The sequence below is a fragment of the Aeromicrobium sp. PE09-221 genome (assembly GCF_002174305.1).
Lineage (GTDB): Bacteria > Actinomycetota > Actinomycetes > Propionibacteriales > Nocardioidaceae > Aeromicrobium.
The window spans coordinates 1-15,022 of sequence record NZ_MIJB01000005.1; the positions used below are offsets into that span (position 1 = coordinate 1).

The 15,022-nt window shown below is 67.0% G+C and carries 12 protein-coding genes; 3 read left to right on the forward strand and 9 right to left on the reverse strand.

Translation table 11 applies throughout. The features are described from left to right. From BHE97_RS02615 to BHE97_RS02640, 6 genes are all read right to left on the reverse strand, one after another. On the reverse strand, positions 1-1,937 hold a 1,937-nt coding region (locus tag BHE97_RS02615; RefSeq protein WP_236757497.1), incomplete at its 3' end, for a choice-of-anchor G family protein. A 440-nt stretch (positions 1,938-2,377) separates the two neighbouring features. Then, positions 2,378-3,751, reverse strand: a complete 1,374-nt coding sequence (locus BHE97_RS02620; protein ID WP_087622470.1) for a TRAP transporter large permease subunit — start codon at positions 3,749-3,751, stop codon at positions 2,378-2,380. Then, the gene (locus BHE97_RS02625; RefSeq protein WP_087622471.1) at positions 3,741-4,316 is read right to left on the reverse strand and encodes a TRAP transporter small permease; all 576 of its coding nucleotides are present in this window, start codon (positions 4,314-4,316) and stop codon (positions 3,741-3,743) included. Before BHE97_RS02625 ends, BHE97_RS02620 begins: the two co-directional genes overlap by 11 nt. Beyond that, positions 4,316-5,398, reverse strand: a complete 1,083-nt coding sequence (locus BHE97_RS02630) for a C4-dicarboxylate TRAP transporter substrate-binding protein (protein WP_087622472.1) — start codon at positions 5,396-5,398, stop codon at positions 4,316-4,318. Before BHE97_RS02630 ends, BHE97_RS02625 begins: the two co-directional genes overlap by 1 nt. A gap of 4 nt (positions 5,399-5,402) precedes the next feature. Continuing rightward, on the reverse strand, positions 5,403-6,203 hold the full coding sequence (locus BHE97_RS02635; RefSeq protein WP_087622473.1) for a carbon-nitrogen hydrolase family protein: 801 nt from the start codon (positions 6,201-6,203) through the stop codon (positions 5,403-5,405). Then, complete coding sequence (locus tag BHE97_RS02640) at positions 6,200-6,961, reverse strand: aldolase/citrate lyase family protein (RefSeq protein ID WP_087622474.1); 762 nt, start codon at positions 6,959-6,961, stop codon at positions 6,200-6,202. Before BHE97_RS02640 ends, BHE97_RS02635 begins: the two co-directional genes overlap by 4 nt. A gap of 142 nt (positions 6,962-7,103) precedes the next feature. Between BHE97_RS02640 and BHE97_RS02645 the strand changes: the two genes are divergently transcribed. Continuing rightward, complete coding sequence (locus BHE97_RS02645) at positions 7,104-7,778, forward strand: GntR family transcriptional regulator (protein ID WP_087622475.1); 675 nt, start codon at positions 7,104-7,106, stop codon at positions 7,776-7,778. A gap of 33 nt (positions 7,779-7,811) precedes the next feature. On the opposite strand, the gene BHE97_RS02650 is transcribed toward BHE97_RS02645, so the two are convergent. Next, positions 7,812-9,707 carry an LPXTG cell wall anchor domain-containing protein gene (locus BHE97_RS02650; protein ID WP_087622476.1) on the reverse strand — a complete coding sequence of 632 codons (1,896 nt, stop codon included), beginning with the start codon at positions 9,705-9,707 and terminating at the stop codon, positions 7,812-7,814. Between the two features lie 117 nt (positions 9,708-9,824). After that, a complete protein-coding gene (locus BHE97_RS02655; RefSeq protein ID WP_236757506.1) occupies positions 9,825-11,459 on the reverse strand; it encodes an alpha/beta-hydrolase family protein in 1,635 nt (544 codons plus the stop codon). Between the two features lie 149 nt (positions 11,460-11,608). Here BHE97_RS02655 and gdhA point away from each other — a divergent pair, with 149 nt between their 5' ends. Continuing rightward, positions 11,609-12,961 carry an NADP-specific glutamate dehydrogenase gene (gene gdhA, locus BHE97_RS02660; RefSeq protein ID WP_087622478.1) on the forward strand — a complete coding sequence of 451 codons (1,353 nt, stop codon included), beginning with the start codon at positions 11,609-11,611 and terminating at the stop codon, positions 12,959-12,961. Between the two features lie 273 nt (positions 12,962-13,234). Continuing rightward, positions 13,235-14,167, forward strand: coding sequence for an IPT/TIG domain-containing protein (locus tag BHE97_RS02665; protein ID WP_170931219.1), 933 nt, complete (start codon positions 13,235-13,237; stop codon positions 14,165-14,167). On the opposite strand, the gene rfbA is transcribed toward BHE97_RS02665, so the two are convergent. Beyond that, positions 14,124-14,984 carry a glucose-1-phosphate thymidylyltransferase RfbA gene (rfbA, locus tag BHE97_RS02670; RefSeq protein WP_087622479.1) on the reverse strand — a complete coding sequence of 287 codons (861 nt, stop codon included), beginning with the start codon at positions 14,982-14,984 and terminating at the stop codon, positions 14,124-14,126. The two genes, BHE97_RS02665 and rfbA, sit on opposite strands and share 44 nt — an antisense overlap. Positions 14,985-15,022: the final 38 nt, after the last annotated feature.

The window sequence follows — 15,022 nt, forward strand, 5'->3', positions numbered from 1 at the left end:
CCCGCATCCGGATCAGTACCCGCATCCGGATCAGTACCGGCGTCAGGATCAGTACCCGCATCCGGATCCGTACCCGCATCCGGGTCAGTTCCGGCGTCAGGATCCGTACCCGCGTCGGGATCCGTACCCGCATCGCCATCGACGACGGAGATGTCCACCGAATCAGAGCCTGTGGACTCCTCGTCCACGAACTGCTCGGCCACGATCGTGTGATCGCCGATCTCCAGACCCGGAACGTCGAGCGTCCAGGTGCCGTCTTCCTCGACCGTGGTCGATCCGGTGAAGTCACCGACGGTGACCTCGATGGTCGCTCCCGGTTCGCCGGTACCCGAGACGGGCACGGTGGCCGTGTCGTCCGAACCCACCGGAATCTCATCCCCGTCGGAAGGATCGGTGATGACGACCGGCTCGATCGCCTCCTCCTGCGCCCGCACGGACGAGGAGGCGAGGTCCAGGTTCACCACCGAAGCACCCGGGAAGAGCCCAAGGCTCAGGGCGCTGACTGTGAACCCCTCGCCATTCTCGAGATGGCTCGGCTGTGCCGGTTCCTTCAGCGTCGGCTGATCATTGATCGTGATCGAGGCGACTTGATCAATGATCGTCTTCAGCAGAGCATCATCGCCGAGCAGACCGGTGACGATCGGCTGGGTGATGCTGTTCAGCGTGCTCGACAGGTTGCTGATCAGGGTGTCGATCACCGGCTGCAGCAGGGGACCGAGCTGGCCGACCACCGGGTTGAGGATCGGCGTGATCAGCCCGAGCACAGCACCGAGGCCATCCGTATCGAGGATCTCCAGGCTGGCAGGCGGGAATCCCTCAACGCCGATGATGCCGCCCAGCGTTGCCGGGTTGCCGGCATCGTCCTGCAGGACGATGCGCGTATCCGCGATCGTCGCACCCGCCAAGGTCGCACCCAGCTGGATGTCGATGTCGACGCCCAGGCCATAGACGGCGTCCGTCACCAGATTGGTGACCTTCGCCGTCAGCGCGTTCGGGTAGTCGGACGCATCGCCGGTCAGTGCATTGGTGACGCCGCTGACGATGGTGTTGACCACGTCATCGGACAGCACGTCCGTGTTGGCCGGCAGGGTGCTGAGAGTACGCCCCTCATACGGACCGTCGGGGCCGACGAGCAGCTGCTCGAGGTTGACGTTGACCGCACCGGTCGACAGGTCGATGTTGATCGACGCATCGTCGTTGACCGTACCGTCCTCATTGCCAGTCGCGTTGTTGATCGGCGTCTGCAGGAGCTCGGTGCGGACGCTGTTGACGAGACCGGTGGTATCGATGCTGAGATCGTTCAACGACGCGTTCACACCGGTGCCCAGGACGTTGATCGCGTCGAGCGCGGAGACAACGCCTGCGACGAGGGTGTTGATCGCACCCTCCGGACCGAGCAAACCGTTGATGGCCGTGCCCGCCTCGCCGACCACGCCGTCGACCGCGCCGACGACACCGCCGATCGCCGGGGCGCGGAAGTTCAGGCCGAGATCGGCGAGAACGTACTCAGAGTCGACATCGGCACCGGTCGCCTCGGCCCGCGAGGCCATGGCGCCGAGCTCGAGCTCGAACTGGTCGATCAGCTGATCGGTGACGCCGTCCAGGTCGAGCTGGCGGAGCAGGTCGATCAGGTTGACCGTGGCCGGACCGTACGCACCCGGGTTCTCCTGATCGATCGCGATAGTGCCGTCCGCGCCGACCGCACCGGCGCTGGCCACCGAGCTATCAGCCGACGGCGAGGAGGCGAAGGAGTGCAGCACGCCGACCTCGCCGAGGTCGAGCAGACCGCTCCCCTCGGGCGTGCTGATCAGAGGAACAGAAATACCGCCGCCGAGGGGAAGGGAGATTCCGAGCGCGCCGATATTGAGCGGATTTGGTTCCGGGTTCGGCGCACTCAGGTTACCGCTCTCCACGAAGGCGGTTTCGAGTAGCTGCATATCGAGCACATCCGAGTAGATGACCTGGCCGAGGGCTTCAGAGTCATCCGTTGGTGCGGCGGTCGCCGCGCCTGCTCCCAACATCCCGCCGACGAGCGCCCCCGCCGCTCCCGCGGCTACCCATCGACGGACTGTACTTCTCGAGTTGGACCGCGATGGCCCGTTTCTTAGACGATTCCAATGTGAATCCATGAGTCCCCATCCGAACTATGGATCGGCCGAGGGCCGATATCCGAGCAGAACAACGGGATCACACCTCTGGCACCCCGTTGCGGGGGACGCTAGCGTCCGTTAAAGCGGAGAGCCACCTTTTATACAAGGTACAGAAGCCGACGAGGCACGCGGAATGCCCGCTTTTCACGGGCTAGTGGAGAAAAACAATCGAAGATTCTGCTGAGAAGATATGACGAATCGTCCACCCTGTGAGCGCTGCGGAGCTCTCATGCGGCAGAGGACAGCTCCGGCAGGAAGGTCACGATCCCGGGCACCGCGATGAGCAGCGCGACCACCACGAGATCGGCCAGGATGAACGGTCCGATGCCGCGGAACACCTTGCCCAATCCCGCCTCGGGCACGGCGCCGGAGTAGACGAAGGCGTTCATGCCCACCGGCGGCGTGATGAGCGCCATCTCGGCGACCTTCACGATGATGATGCCGAGCCAGATCCCGTCGAAGTCGTACCCCGTGAGGATCGGGTGCAGCAGCGGCGCCGCGATGAGGATCATCGAGATGCCGTCCAGGAACATCCCCAGCGGCAACAACAGCAGCAGGCACAGCACTAGCACGATGTACGGCTGAAGGTCGGCGCCGACCACCGCTTCCACCAGTGCGGCACTCGCTCCCGAAAGCGCGAGGAAGTAGGTGAAGACCCCCGCGCCGGTCATCAGCAGGAAGGTCATCGCCGTCAGGCCGATCGCCTCGGTCACCGAGTCCTTGAGGCGCGCGGCCCACTGGGGAGGACGCACCCGCAACAGCATGATGATCAGTGCGGCCAGCGCACCGAAGGAGGCGGCCTCGGTCGGCGTCGCGACACCGAGATAGATGGTGCCGATGGAAGTCCCGAAGATGACGCCGAGGAACACCACGCCCATGACATCGACCTTGGCCGCCGGGTCCGTGCGGGTGGCTGTGACCGTCCTCCCGACACCGCTCCCGCCGTCGGCCGTATCCGTTTCGACCGCCGTCGCGCGATGCCGACGTCGGCGGACCGAGACGATGATCATCGCCGTCGCGGCATACGCGAGGATCGTGAGGAGACCCGGCCCGATGCCCCCGAGCAGGAGCTGTCCGATGCTCTCGCTGGCGACCACGCCGTAGAGCACGAGGACGATCGACGGGGGGATGAGCACTCCCAAGGTGCCGCCGGCGCAGACCACGCCGGCGGCCAGTCGCAGACCGAGACCCGCCTTGACGATGGCATCGGTCGAGACCCGTGCCATCGTGGCCACGGTCGCGACACTCGAGCCGGTCACGGCGGCGAAGAGGCCCGAGCCCGCCAGCGACGCCAGTGCGCTACCCCCGGGGAGCCGGCCGAGCACGCGCGAGGCGAAGTCGAAACCCGCCTGAGCGAGTCCGGCGTTCACCGCGAGGACACCCATGACGATGAACAGCGGGATGATCGTCAGTGAATAGTCCGCAGCGGTGGAGTACGGCTGGTTGGCCGCGGTGCCCACCGCGGCGCCGGTGCCGCGCAACACCACCACGCCCGCCAGACCAGCGAGCATGAGGGACAGCCCTACGTGCAGGCGGACGGCCAGCAGGCCGAGGAAGAGGACGATGACGAGCGCCAGCGTCACGATGGAATCAACGGTCACGAGAATCTCCCAGGGCCACGGGCTCGGTCTGTTCGATGAGCACCTCGATGTCACTGGTGGGAACATCCTCGCCCGCCCGCAGGGCGCGGAACGTCAGGATCTCCTTCCAGATCGCGAGGATGAAGAACAGCAAGAAGGACAGCGCGACGGCCAGCTTGGCCGGCCAGGTCGGCAGCCGGAGAACATCATTGGTGGTCTCACCGCGTTCCAGGGCACTGTCGAAGGTGCCGAACATGCCGTACACGAGCAGGACCCCGAGCAGCGTCACCAGCACCGCGCGCAGCAGACTCATCGCCATCCGGCCCCGACGGCCGAGGCGCTCCTCGACGAGACTCACCGAAACGTGACGACCGTCGATCTCCGCTGCCGCCAGCCCGAAGAAGGCGACGGCCACGAGAAGCAGGGTCGAGATCTCGATGGCACCGAGGATCGACTGGCCCTGCAGATTGCGGCTCAACACATCGGCGACGGTCAGGATCCCGAGGCCGAGCAAGACAGTGCCCGCCACGATGACCAGCACCGACGAGAACCGACGGACGGGACGGGGAAAGCTCACCGGGCTCATCAGGGCACCTCCTGCAGGCAGATGTCGAGGGCATCGGCATAGGACGACGACGCGTTCTCCTCGGCGAGGATGTCGCGATAGTCGTCGAGGACCGATTGCGCGTCGTAGTCACGCTCCTCGTACCGCTCGACCCAGGCTTCCGCCGCGCCGGTCTCGTCGCGGATCCCGGCGACGTCCTCGTCGTCGAGGGCAGAGAACGTGGCACCGGACTCCTGCAGCTGATCGCAGGCCTGCAGACCGAGTTCGTCGAGCTCCTCGATCCCATAGGCACGCGCCTGCACCGACGCGTCGAGCAGAGCCTGCTGGTACCGCTCGGGCATCTCCTGGAAGAGGTCCTCGTTGATGACCACGATCGAGGATCCGTAGGCGCCGATCCCCGGGTCGACGATGTACGGGGTCGACCGGGAAAGGCCGAAGGTAGGCAGATTCGACATGCCCAGCGAGGTGTAACCGCCGACCACGCCGCGCTCCATCGACTCGTACACATCGGTCGCGGTCATCGCGACCGGGTTGACACCCGTCGCCGCCATGACCTCCGACAGCAGACCGCCGGCACGGATGCTCCGGCCGCGCAGGTCGTCCACAGACTCGACCGGCTGGGTGGTGCCCAGCACCGCGTTGCCGATCGGCAGCGGGAACAGCAGACGCACGCCCTGACGTTCGAAATCCTCGCGGAAGGTCTCGTTCTCCTCGTACAGCCGCTGGATCGCCGCCATATGGGCCTCGGGATTCGAGGACTCGAAGGGCAGCTCCACCGCGGTGTACATCGAGAGGTCCGAGGCCGCGTACAGCGAGCCCACCTGCGCGAGGTCGACCCGACCGTCGAGGGTCGCCTGCACCGACTCGTCGGCATCGACCAGGCTCTCGGAGTAGTGGAACTTGACCGTGACACCGCCATCGGTCAGCTCCTCGACGTCCTCAGCCCACCGCTGGACGGTCTTGGACTGATCGGACGTCGGATTGGAATAGGTCGAGTAGTGGAGCACGTACTCGTCGCCTGCCCCGCTGCCACAGGCGACGAGACCCGTCGCGGCCACGAGCGCGGCCGTGCCCGCCGCGATCCGGGCGGTCTTGATCCTCATCTCGTCACTCCTCTCGCGGCACGACGCGGTACCGGCGCAGTGTCAGTGCTGGGTTGACGGTCCGGACCGCATCGATACGCGACCGCTCCACCTCGGCCACGGCGACGCCGACGGCCTCGCCGACCCCTGCGAGCGTGTTGCCCATCGGGTCGAGCACGACGCTGTTGCCGGCACCCGTCGGCGCGCACTGGTCGGCGGCGACCACGTACACGGTGTTCTCGATCGCTCGCGCCCGCAGGAGCGTCGACCAGTGGAACTCCTTGAGCGGGCCGGGGACCCATTCTGCCGGGAGGGCGATGACATCGGCCCCCGCGTCGACGAGCGTGCGCGAGACCTCCGGGAAGCGCAGGTCGTAGCAGGTCTGCATGCCGATCATGTAACCGTCGACCTCCAGCAGCTCGGGCACGCCCGGATCGCTGGCGATCACGCGATCGGACTCGCGGTAGCCAAAGGCATCGTAGAGATGGACCTTGCGGTAGACCGCGCGCACCTGACCGTCCTGCAGGCCGACCAGCGTGTTGTGGATGCGCCCGTCGCCCGCCGTCTCGTTCACCCCGGCGACGATCGCCGCACCCGTCTCGGCGGAGAGCTGGCCGAGCCGTGTCACCGAGGGACCGTCCAGCGATTCGGCACTCTCGACGAAGCGATCGTCCATCGCGGGCGCGGTGAAGACGGCGTACTCGGGCAACACGACGATGCGGGCGCCTCGCTCGACCGCCGAGCGCACGAGACTCTCGATCTCGGACATGTTGGCGGCCTTGTCCTCGGTGGGTGCGAACTGCGCCGCGGCGACGTACAGGCTCATCGGGGACCTCTGTGCTCGTTCTCGATGGCGCGCATGGTGTCCATGGCGGAGGTGAAGCCGTTAAACATCGCGCCGTACTGCATGACCCCCACCATCGTGTCGGCACCCTCCTCGACGGCGAGCCGCTTCTCGGCGTCACTCCAAGCGGGGAGGATCCAGGGCTTCCCGGCGGCCCGGGCGGCGCGGGCGATGGCCCGCAGGTCGTCGAGGTCGGCCGGGGTCACACCGTAGGCGCCGCGGCCGCGCAGGAGCGACAGGTCCGAGGGGCCGATGAACACGCCGTCGACCGTGGGCAGCTCCAAGATGCCCTGGATATCGGTGAAGGCCGAGGCGTCCTCGATCATCGGATAGCAGCGCGTGGTGGTGTCCTGCTCGGTCACCCAGTCGTCGGTGAAGCCGCGGTAACCCGACGTGCGACCGCCTGCGAAGGAGCGCAGGCCCAGCGGCGGGAACTTGGCATAGGCGGTGACCTCGGCCGCATGCGCGACGGACTCCACGTGGGGAATCGCGACAGCGCTGGCACCGAGGTCGAGGGCCTGTTGAATCGGCCCGCGCTCAGGCCCGAGCACCTTGACGATGGAGGTCAGCCGTTGGGCGCGGATCAGTGGGAGCATCCAGTCGAGCGCGGCCAGGTCGAAGGTGCCGTGCTCGACATCGAGCACGACCGTGTCGTAACCGGCCAGTGCCGCCATCTCGACCGCCGCGCTCGACGGCTCGGACAGCCAGACGGCGTGCCGCGGGGTCGTGGATTCGTTCATCGTTCTCCTCGATGTCGGAGTCGAACCGGCGTGCGCACGCTCGGTGGACGTTACGTCTACAGTGTGTATACAACAAGAGGCTACACCTTCACCGTGACCTGGGACACGGGGAGGGTCCGACTCAACAGATAGGCTGAACAGCATGCCGACGCCGCCGATGCCCCTCCTGTCCGAAGGAGGCGCGCGCGCTTCGGCCGGCGAGACCGCCTACCGGCACATCAGCGAGGCGATCCTGCGCGGCGAATACGCCGAGGGCGGTTTCCTCGACGAATCCACCCTCGCCCGCGCCGTCGGCACATCACGGACACCCGTTCGCGAGGCCCTTAACCGGCTCCACGCGGAACGCTATGTCGACCTCGTCCCCCGTCGCGGGGCGCAGGTCCGCGTCATCACGGCCACCGAGATGCAGGAGATCTACGACGCCAGACTCATCATCGAGTCCGCCGCGCTCGCCAAGATCTGCCGTCACGAGCGCGGAGCGCCCGCCGCGGCCCCCGGGATCCTCGACGAGATGGAGACAGCAGGGGCCGAACAGGACTGGTCGAGCTTCGCACGGCTGGACCAGCGGTTCCACCAATCCATCGTCGAGCAGGGCGGCAACGCGGTCCTGACCGATCTCTACCTCGCGCTGCGCCCACGACACATCCGGCTGGCGATCCGCACCATCACCGAGGCCCCGCACCGGCGCGCGACCATCGAGCGCGAGCACCGCGAGCTGGTCGACGCGATGAACGCCCACGATGCCGAACGGGCTACTCGGGTGCTCAGTGAGCACCTGCGTTTCGTCCCCGAATTGATCAACGCCCTCCCGGGCTGACCGCACACGGCGACCGACCCGGAAGGGCGTCTCTCAGACTCGACGCCGCTGACGGCTCAGCACGGCCGCGCCCGCGAGCACCAGAAGCGCCGCCGAGGCGAGAAGCCCGCCCGAGACCTCCGCGCCCGTGGCCGGCAGTCTTCCATGGACGGCCGCGGGCTTCACCGCCGCCGCGGTCCCGTCGCCCACACCCGGAACCACGGGGTCGACACCCGGAACCGCTGGAGCATCGACCACGGTCACCGTCGTGCTGACATATCCCGCCTCACTGACCAGGAAGATCTCGGCCTCGCCGGCCGGGATCAAGCCCGGCAGGCCGAGCTCGACACCGGTGTCGGCGCCGGCGAGCTGCCCACCGGCGATGAGATCGTTGACCACGATCGTCACCGGCTCACCGGGCTGGAATCCCATCCCCGCCACGAGCACACCGTCGGACAACTGCTGCTGGGTGACGCTCTTCGGCGCGTCGATCGACAGATCGGTCAGCACGAAGTCATCGGACAGGAACTGGACGGTCGGCGCGGCCAGGGGCGTCACCGACATCAGCATCGGCACCTCGGCGAAGAACAGCGCCTCGAACGTGTAGTCGCCGGCCTCGAGCTCCTCGAAGAACTCCCGCGGCAACTCCAGGCCCATGGCACCGTCCTCATCCGCCTCGGCATCGGTGATGACCAAGGGGACCCCCTCCGCGTCGAGCAGAGCCACGAAACCGAGGGATCCAGGCTCGATGCCCTCGATACGAAGGTCGAAGCCGTGCTCCGCGTGCGTGGCACGGTCCAGCCAGCGCCCGGCGATATTGCTGGTCAGATCGGTCTCGAACCCCGCATCGACGATCTCCAAGGTCGACTCCTGGAGCGTGCCCACGTGGTCGTAGATTCGCACCTTGTGCTCGCCGACATCGAGGTAGTCGGGCACCCAGAACTCGACTCGTCCGCCCGCGACCCGCACCGTATCGACGTCCTCACCGTCGATCTCGAGCGTGACGGGGAAGTCCTCCGGGAGGTTCTCACCGCGGATGACGACGCCTCCGAAGAACAGATCCACGAGATTGATGCGCTGGGGCACGTCGAAGCTCGGATCGCGACGCTCCACGACTTGCTCGACCTTGCGCGTAGGGCTTTCCAGGGTCAGGATCGGGGCCTCGCCGAGGCTGGCGGCCTCGGACTGTGCGTTGACGTAGAAGCGCAGCTTGCCGGCCGAGTCGGCCTCGCCATTCGTGTAGGTGAATCCGTGCAGGGCCGTCACCGAGACCGGTTCGCCGGGCGCGAAACCCTCCGCCTGGATCTGGTACCCGCGGTGCTGGACGATGCGGTCATTGGTGAAGCCCGGAAGCGTCACCGCCGGGTCGGCCACGATAGTCAGCGTGACCGAGTCGGAGAGCACGCTGCTCGGTGCCTCGACGGTCACCTCATAGGTGCCGGGCGTCTGCGGCAGCGTGCGCCACGTCAGTCGGCCGCTCTCAACCACCGCCCCGAGGGCCTGCTCCTTCCCGTCGAGGAAGATGCGGTACTCACCCGGCTCGGGATGCGGACCGATGTCGACGCTCAGACCCTCGCCGGCATTCAGCGAAGCGGCCTTCGACGCGGACAGCTCGGACTGGGCGAGCGTGACCTGCGGCGGATCCGCCGCGAAGGGGACGAGACGCTCGGCCGCCGGCTCCTCGGACGCTGCCGCCCCCTCGACGGCCGGTTCCAGGTCCTCGACCGCTCCCGGTGAGAGCGGGGCGTCCTCACTCGCGATCTCCTCGGCCTCGGGGACGATCTCCTGCTCCGCCGACTCCCCGGCGGCCGGTGCCTCCGCCTCCGCGATTACCGGTTCCGGCTCGACCCCGACCTCGCCGATCGCCGGAGCCGCACCTACGGCGATCAGCGTCGCGGACACCAGGCCCGCGATCGTTCGCCACGCGCCACGGCGCACGCTCGTCCTCATCGCCAGTTCTCCTCCCAGACCTCCCGCCCGATGCGCGAGGTCCCCTGGCCGGAGCGTAGCGGTCACTGACGCCGTTCGGAGGCAAAACCGGCAGACCGCGGTGACCGAAGCCCGCGGCTACTCGACCGGGCCGTGGAAGCTGTCGGCGATCTCGTCGAGGTGCGTGCGCAGCACGGCGAGCCGAGCGGCATCCCATCCTTCCGGGTCCAAGGTCTCGAACCAGGTGATCAGGGGCATCGTGCCGTAGCGATGCCCCCACCCCTCGCCGAACTCCGTGCCGACGATCTGATCGGCCGTCAGTTGCAGGAACGTGGTCACCGGGCGCCATGAGATGCCCGGCATCACCCGGGGGTCCAGCGGCTCCGAGAGCCAGTCCGGACGCCGCCACAACAACCCCGCGTCCCACCAGACGATCGGATCATCGGCGAACTGCAGGAAGGCATGTGTGGCCGTCGTCTCCTCGAATTCCGACTCGCGGCCGCCGACGACGAGCTCTGGCAAGCGCTCGATTCGCGGACGGATCTGCAACGAACCGGGGTCCCGGCGTCGCTCGGCCTCCCGGCGCAGATTCGACATGGGCGGCGTACCGACCCACAGCGAACCATCGACGCGCCGTACGAGCTCGTCGATGTTGTCGAAGGCGCCGGTGCCGCCGAAGGCGCCGAGGCTCTCCCCCGCCACCAGCAGCAGCGGACGCTCATCCTCGGGCATCCGATCCAGGCGCGCAGTGACAGCATCGAGCAGCACCCTGGCACTGTCCACCGCCGCATGCTGTTCCGATATGAAGGCGACCGGACTCGGCAGGTGTGAGTACTGTACGGCGACCGTTGCGGTGTCACCAGCGTGGAAGTACTCCACGGGCTGCACGATCTGTTCGTTGACCCAGCCAGTTCCGGTGGGGGTGACGATCAGCAGAACGGATCGTTCGAAGGCGCCCGAACGCTCCAACTCCTGGACGGCGAGGGCCGCGCGGCCATCGAAGTCCGGATCCGAGGCCCGGCCCACGAACACCCTGATCGGCTCCATCGACTCGCGCCCTGAGAAGCGCTCGAGATCGTCCACGCTCGGCACCCGCGTGATGAACCGCCGGCCCTCCCGTCCGAGCGACGCCCAGGCGACGACATCCGAGGCTCGCGGATCGGCTGGTTCGTCCCCGTCGATCTCGGTATCGGCACCCGCGCGCGTCTCGTTGATGGCGTCCATGAATCTGGAGTACGCGAACTCGTTCACCGCGAGCACGGTCACGAGCGTCACGGCCAGCGCGCTCACGACGGCGGCGATCGACAGCGGCACGATCTTCGATACGCCGCGGAAGACCCGACGATAGAGCCACCTCAGGCCGCCGATCGCGAGGCCGCAGACGACCAGCACCGCGACCACCACGAGGATGACGCCCAGATACAGGAAGTGATCGGTCACGTCGTAGCCGAGGGCGCGCCACTCGGCCTGGCGGCCGGGGATGCTCAGCAGCAGTAACACCGGCAGTGCAATCACACCCGCCCAACCGATGACCACGCGCCATCGCTGGACCCGCTCGGGCGGCGGACCCTGGAGCATGGTCGCGGCCAACCGGGAGAGCCCGGTCCCGAGCAGATAGAGGACGACGACGCTCAGGCCGCTGATGACTCCCTGCGCCAGCCAGCTGCGCGGCAGCAATGAGGGCGTGAGCGACTCCTGATAGGCCACGATCGCGAACAGGATCCCCAGTCCGCTTCGTCGCTCGAAGAACGCATGGAGCCTACTGAGGGCCATCTTCACGGGCTGAGTGTATCGCTGCCCGTTGGTCCCGCCGCATGAGCTTTTCGAGCCATCGACTCGCCCCATCGCGTGATGTGTGCGTAACGCGCCGTAATCTGTTCGTCATCGTCGTCATTCCGACGACCATGCAGAGAAAGGCCCGCATGAGCAACAACCAGGTCGACGCCATCCTCGAGCAGGTGCTCGCGCGCAACCCCGGTGAGGACGAATTCCACCAGGCCGTCCGCGAAGTCTTCGACTCGCTGCCACGCGTCCTCGCCAAGCGCCCCGAGTACACGCAGGCCTCGATCCTTCAGCGATTGTGCGAGCCCGAGCGACAGATCATCTTCCGCGTGCCGTGGGTCGACGACAACGGCCGCGTCCAGATCAACCGCGGCTTCCGCGTGCAGTTCAACTCCGCCCTCGGCCCCTACAAGGGCGGCCTGCGCTTCCATCCGACGGTGATGCTCGGAACGGTCAAGTTCCTCGGCTTCGAGCAGATCTTCAAGAACGCGCTCACCGGCATGCCCATCGGCGGCGGCAAGGGAGGCAGCGATTTCGACCCGAAGGGCAAGAGCGATGGCGAGATCATGCGCTTCTGCCAGTCCTTCATGACCGAGCTCAGCCAGCATCTCGGCGAGTACACCGATGTCCCGGCCGGCGATATCGGCGTGGGCGGCCGGGAGATCGGCTACCTCTTCGGCCAGTACAAGCGGATGACGAATGCCTACGAGTCCGGTGTCCTGACCGGCAAGGGGCTCACCTGGGGTGGATCGCTCGTGCGCACCGAGGCTACCGGCTACGGCACGGTCTTCTTCGCCCGGCGGATGCTGGAACTGGCCGGACATACCCTCGACGGCGCGAAGGTGCTCGTCTCCGGTTCCGGCAATGTCGCCATCTACGCCGCCGAGAAGGTCAGGGAGTTCGGCGGTCTCGTCGTCGGCGCCTCCGACTCCGCCGGCTCCATCTACGACCCGGCGGGCATCGACCTGGATCTCCTGCGGGACATCAAGGAGCGTCGCCGCGACCGTATCTCGGTCTACGCCGACGAGCGACTCGGCGCGCAGTACCGCGACGGGCGACGCGTCTGGTCGATCGCCGACGAGACCCCGATCGATGTCGCCCTGCCCTGTGCGACCCAGAACGAGATCTCCGAGTCCGACGCCAAGTCGCTGCTGAACGGTGGCGTCACCGCGGTCGCCGAGGGGGCGAACATGCCCACCACGCCGGAGGCCGTCCGCCTGTTCCGCGATGCCGGCGTGCTCTTCGCTCCCGGCAAGGCCGCCAATGCAGGCGGCGTCGCCACCTCGGCGCTGGAGATGCAGCAGAACGCGTCGCGCGACTCCTGGAGCTTCGAGTACACCGAGCAGCGGCTGTCGGACATCATGGACGGCATCCACGAGCGGTGCGCCGAGACGGCCGAGGAATACGGCACCCCGGGCGACTATGTGCTCGGCGCCAATATCGCGGGGTTCACGCGCGTGGCCGATGCCATGCTCGCTCTCGGCGTCATCTAGGAGATCGTGGAGAGGTCCGACACCGGCTCATCGGGGGGATCGGGAGACTGACGTTGAACGTCGGCCCGCCGGTGCCGGACCTCGCGACGATCCTAGTCCACAATTACATCTTTGTCTGGCATTTTGGAAAAGGTCATCGACCGGTGTCGCGACCGGAGCCCGCGAAAGATATGCGGGCGTTTTGACAGCATCGACCAGCGGTCGATAGCGTTCGCGGTGTCGGGGTACGCCGAATCAGGAGACCCCAAACGCATGTTGCGTCGCCTCGTTACCGTGCTCTCTGCGGTCGCCATCCCGCTCCTCTTCCTCGCACCCGCCTCGGCACGGACCGTCGTCGACCGTCCAGTAACCCCGTTGACGATGATGTTCGGCTCTGTCGTAGAGGCGGGGCACGTCTTCACCCCTCCGGCGAACCAGGATGTCCTGAGCGAGATCACCATCACCGCCGGCTCCTATGAGGGTGAGCGGACCAGCGTGTCTGTGCATGAATGGGATGCGACCACTGGTCAGGCCATCGGCGAGCCGCTGTTCGAGTCCGCTCCGCTCACCTTCACGAGTACCGGAACCATGGAGACGCATACGATCGCAGTGCCTGCTCTCGTGGTCAACCCCACCGGCCAGTACGTTCTCTCTTTCCGCGCGGAGCGCATCCCTTACGTCCTCGACGGCGGCTTCGTCTGGCGGTTCCCCACGGCCGACGCATGGACGGCGATCGACACTGTGGGATTGGCCTACGGCATGGTCTTCCACGAGACGCCGGCAGTCTCCGGTCTCTCGCCTTCGTCCGGATTACCCGGCACGGCGGTCAGCGTCACCGGGACAGGATTCGAGGACACCACCGAGGTGCTGTTCGGGGATACGGTGGCCGAGTTCACGGTGGAGTCCGATACGGAGATCCTCGTGACCGTACCCCAGCTCCCTGCCGGGACAGTGCCGGTCCGCGTCGCGTCCGACGGTTTGATCTCCGCCGACGTGCCCGCCGCACAGTTCACCGTGACGATGCCGCCCGAACCGACTCCTCCGCCGTCACCAGGCGGTGAGGCTCCCGCCGAGGGTGATGACACCACCTCAACCGGACTGACACTTCCCTCCGTCGGCGCCATGACTCCCCTCGGCCTGCTCGCGGCAGCCGTGGCAGCCGTGGGCGCCGGCCTCACACTCTTCAGGGCAGGAGTTCGAGCAGATACTGGCCGTAGCCGCTCTTGACCAGCGGCTCGGCGCGGGCACGCAGCTCGTCGGCGCTCAGCCATCCCTGACGCCAGGCGATCTCCTCGGGACAGGCGATCTTGAGCCCCTGCCGTTTCTCGATCGTGCGTACGAAGGATCCGGCATCGGCGAGATCGTCGAAGGTGCCCGTGTCCAGCCAGGCCGTTCCACGTGGCAGCACCTCGACCTGGAGCTTGCCCTCGTCCAGATAGAGACGATTGAGATCGGTGATCTCCAGCTCGCCACGCGGCGAGGGACGCAGGCCCTTGGCCCGCTCGACGACCGAGTTGTCATAGAAGTACAGACCCGGCACGGCGTAGTTGCTCTTCGGCTGGGACGGCTTCTCCTCCAACGAGATCGCGCGACCGGAGTCGTCGAACTCCACGACACCGTAGGCGGTCGGATCGGCGACCCAGTAGCCGAAGACCGCCGCACCCTCGGTGTCGTCGAAGCGGTGCAGGCTCGTACCCACGCCGGCGCCGTAGAAGATGTTGTCGCCCAGCACCAGGGCGGCTCCCTCGGAGCCGATGTGCTCCTCGCCGATGACGAAGGCCTGAGCCAGGCCGTCGGGGCTCGGCTGCTGCGCGAAGGTGATGTTCACACCCAGATGCGAACCGTCCCCCAGCAGCCGCTCGAACTGGGCGGCGTCATGGGGTGTGGTGATGACGAGGATGTCGCGGATACCCGCCGTCATCAGCGTCGACAACGGGTAGTAGATCATCGGCTTGTCGTAGACCGGGACCAGTTGCTTGCTCACGCCCAGGGTGATCGGGTGGAGCCGCGATCCGGTGCCCCCGGCCAGGATGATTCCGCGCATGGTGCCGAGCCTACCGGGAGCCCAGGACCCGCACGGGA

Coding starts and splice junctions, on each gene's coding strand:
- BHE97_RS02625 (WP_087622471.1), bottom strand. CDS start 4,316: ATGAGCCCGGTGAGCTTTCCCCGTCCCGTCCGTCGGTTCTCGTCGGTG.
- BHE97_RS02630 (WP_087622472.1), bottom strand. CDS start 5,398: ATGAGGATCAAGACCGCCCGGATCGCGGCGGGCACGGCCGCGCTCGTG.
- BHE97_RS02635 (WP_087622473.1), bottom strand. CDS start 6,203: ATGAGCCTGTACGTCGCCGCGGCGCAGTTCGCACCCACCGAGGACAAG.
- BHE97_RS02640 (WP_087622474.1), bottom strand. CDS start 6,961: ATGAACGAATCCACGACCCCGCGGCACGCCGTCTGGCTGTCCGAGCCG.
- BHE97_RS02645 (WP_087622475.1), top strand. CDS start 7,104: ATGCCGACGCCGCCGATGCCCCTCCTGTCCGAAGGAGGCGCGCGCGCT.
- BHE97_RS02650 (WP_087622476.1), bottom strand. CDS start 9,707: ATGAGGACGAGCGTGCGCCGTGGCGCGTGGCGAACGATCGCGGGCCTG.
- BHE97_RS02655 (WP_236757506.1), bottom strand. CDS start 11,459: ATGGCCCTCAGTAGGCTCCATGCGTTCTTCGAGCGACGAAGCGGACTG.
- gdhA (WP_087622478.1), top strand. CDS start 11,609: ATGAGCAACAACCAGGTCGACGCCATCCTCGAGCAGGTGCTCGCGCGC.
- rfbA (WP_087622479.1), bottom strand. CDS start 14,984: ATGCGCGGAATCATCCTGGCCGGGGGCACCGGATCGCGGCTCCACCCG.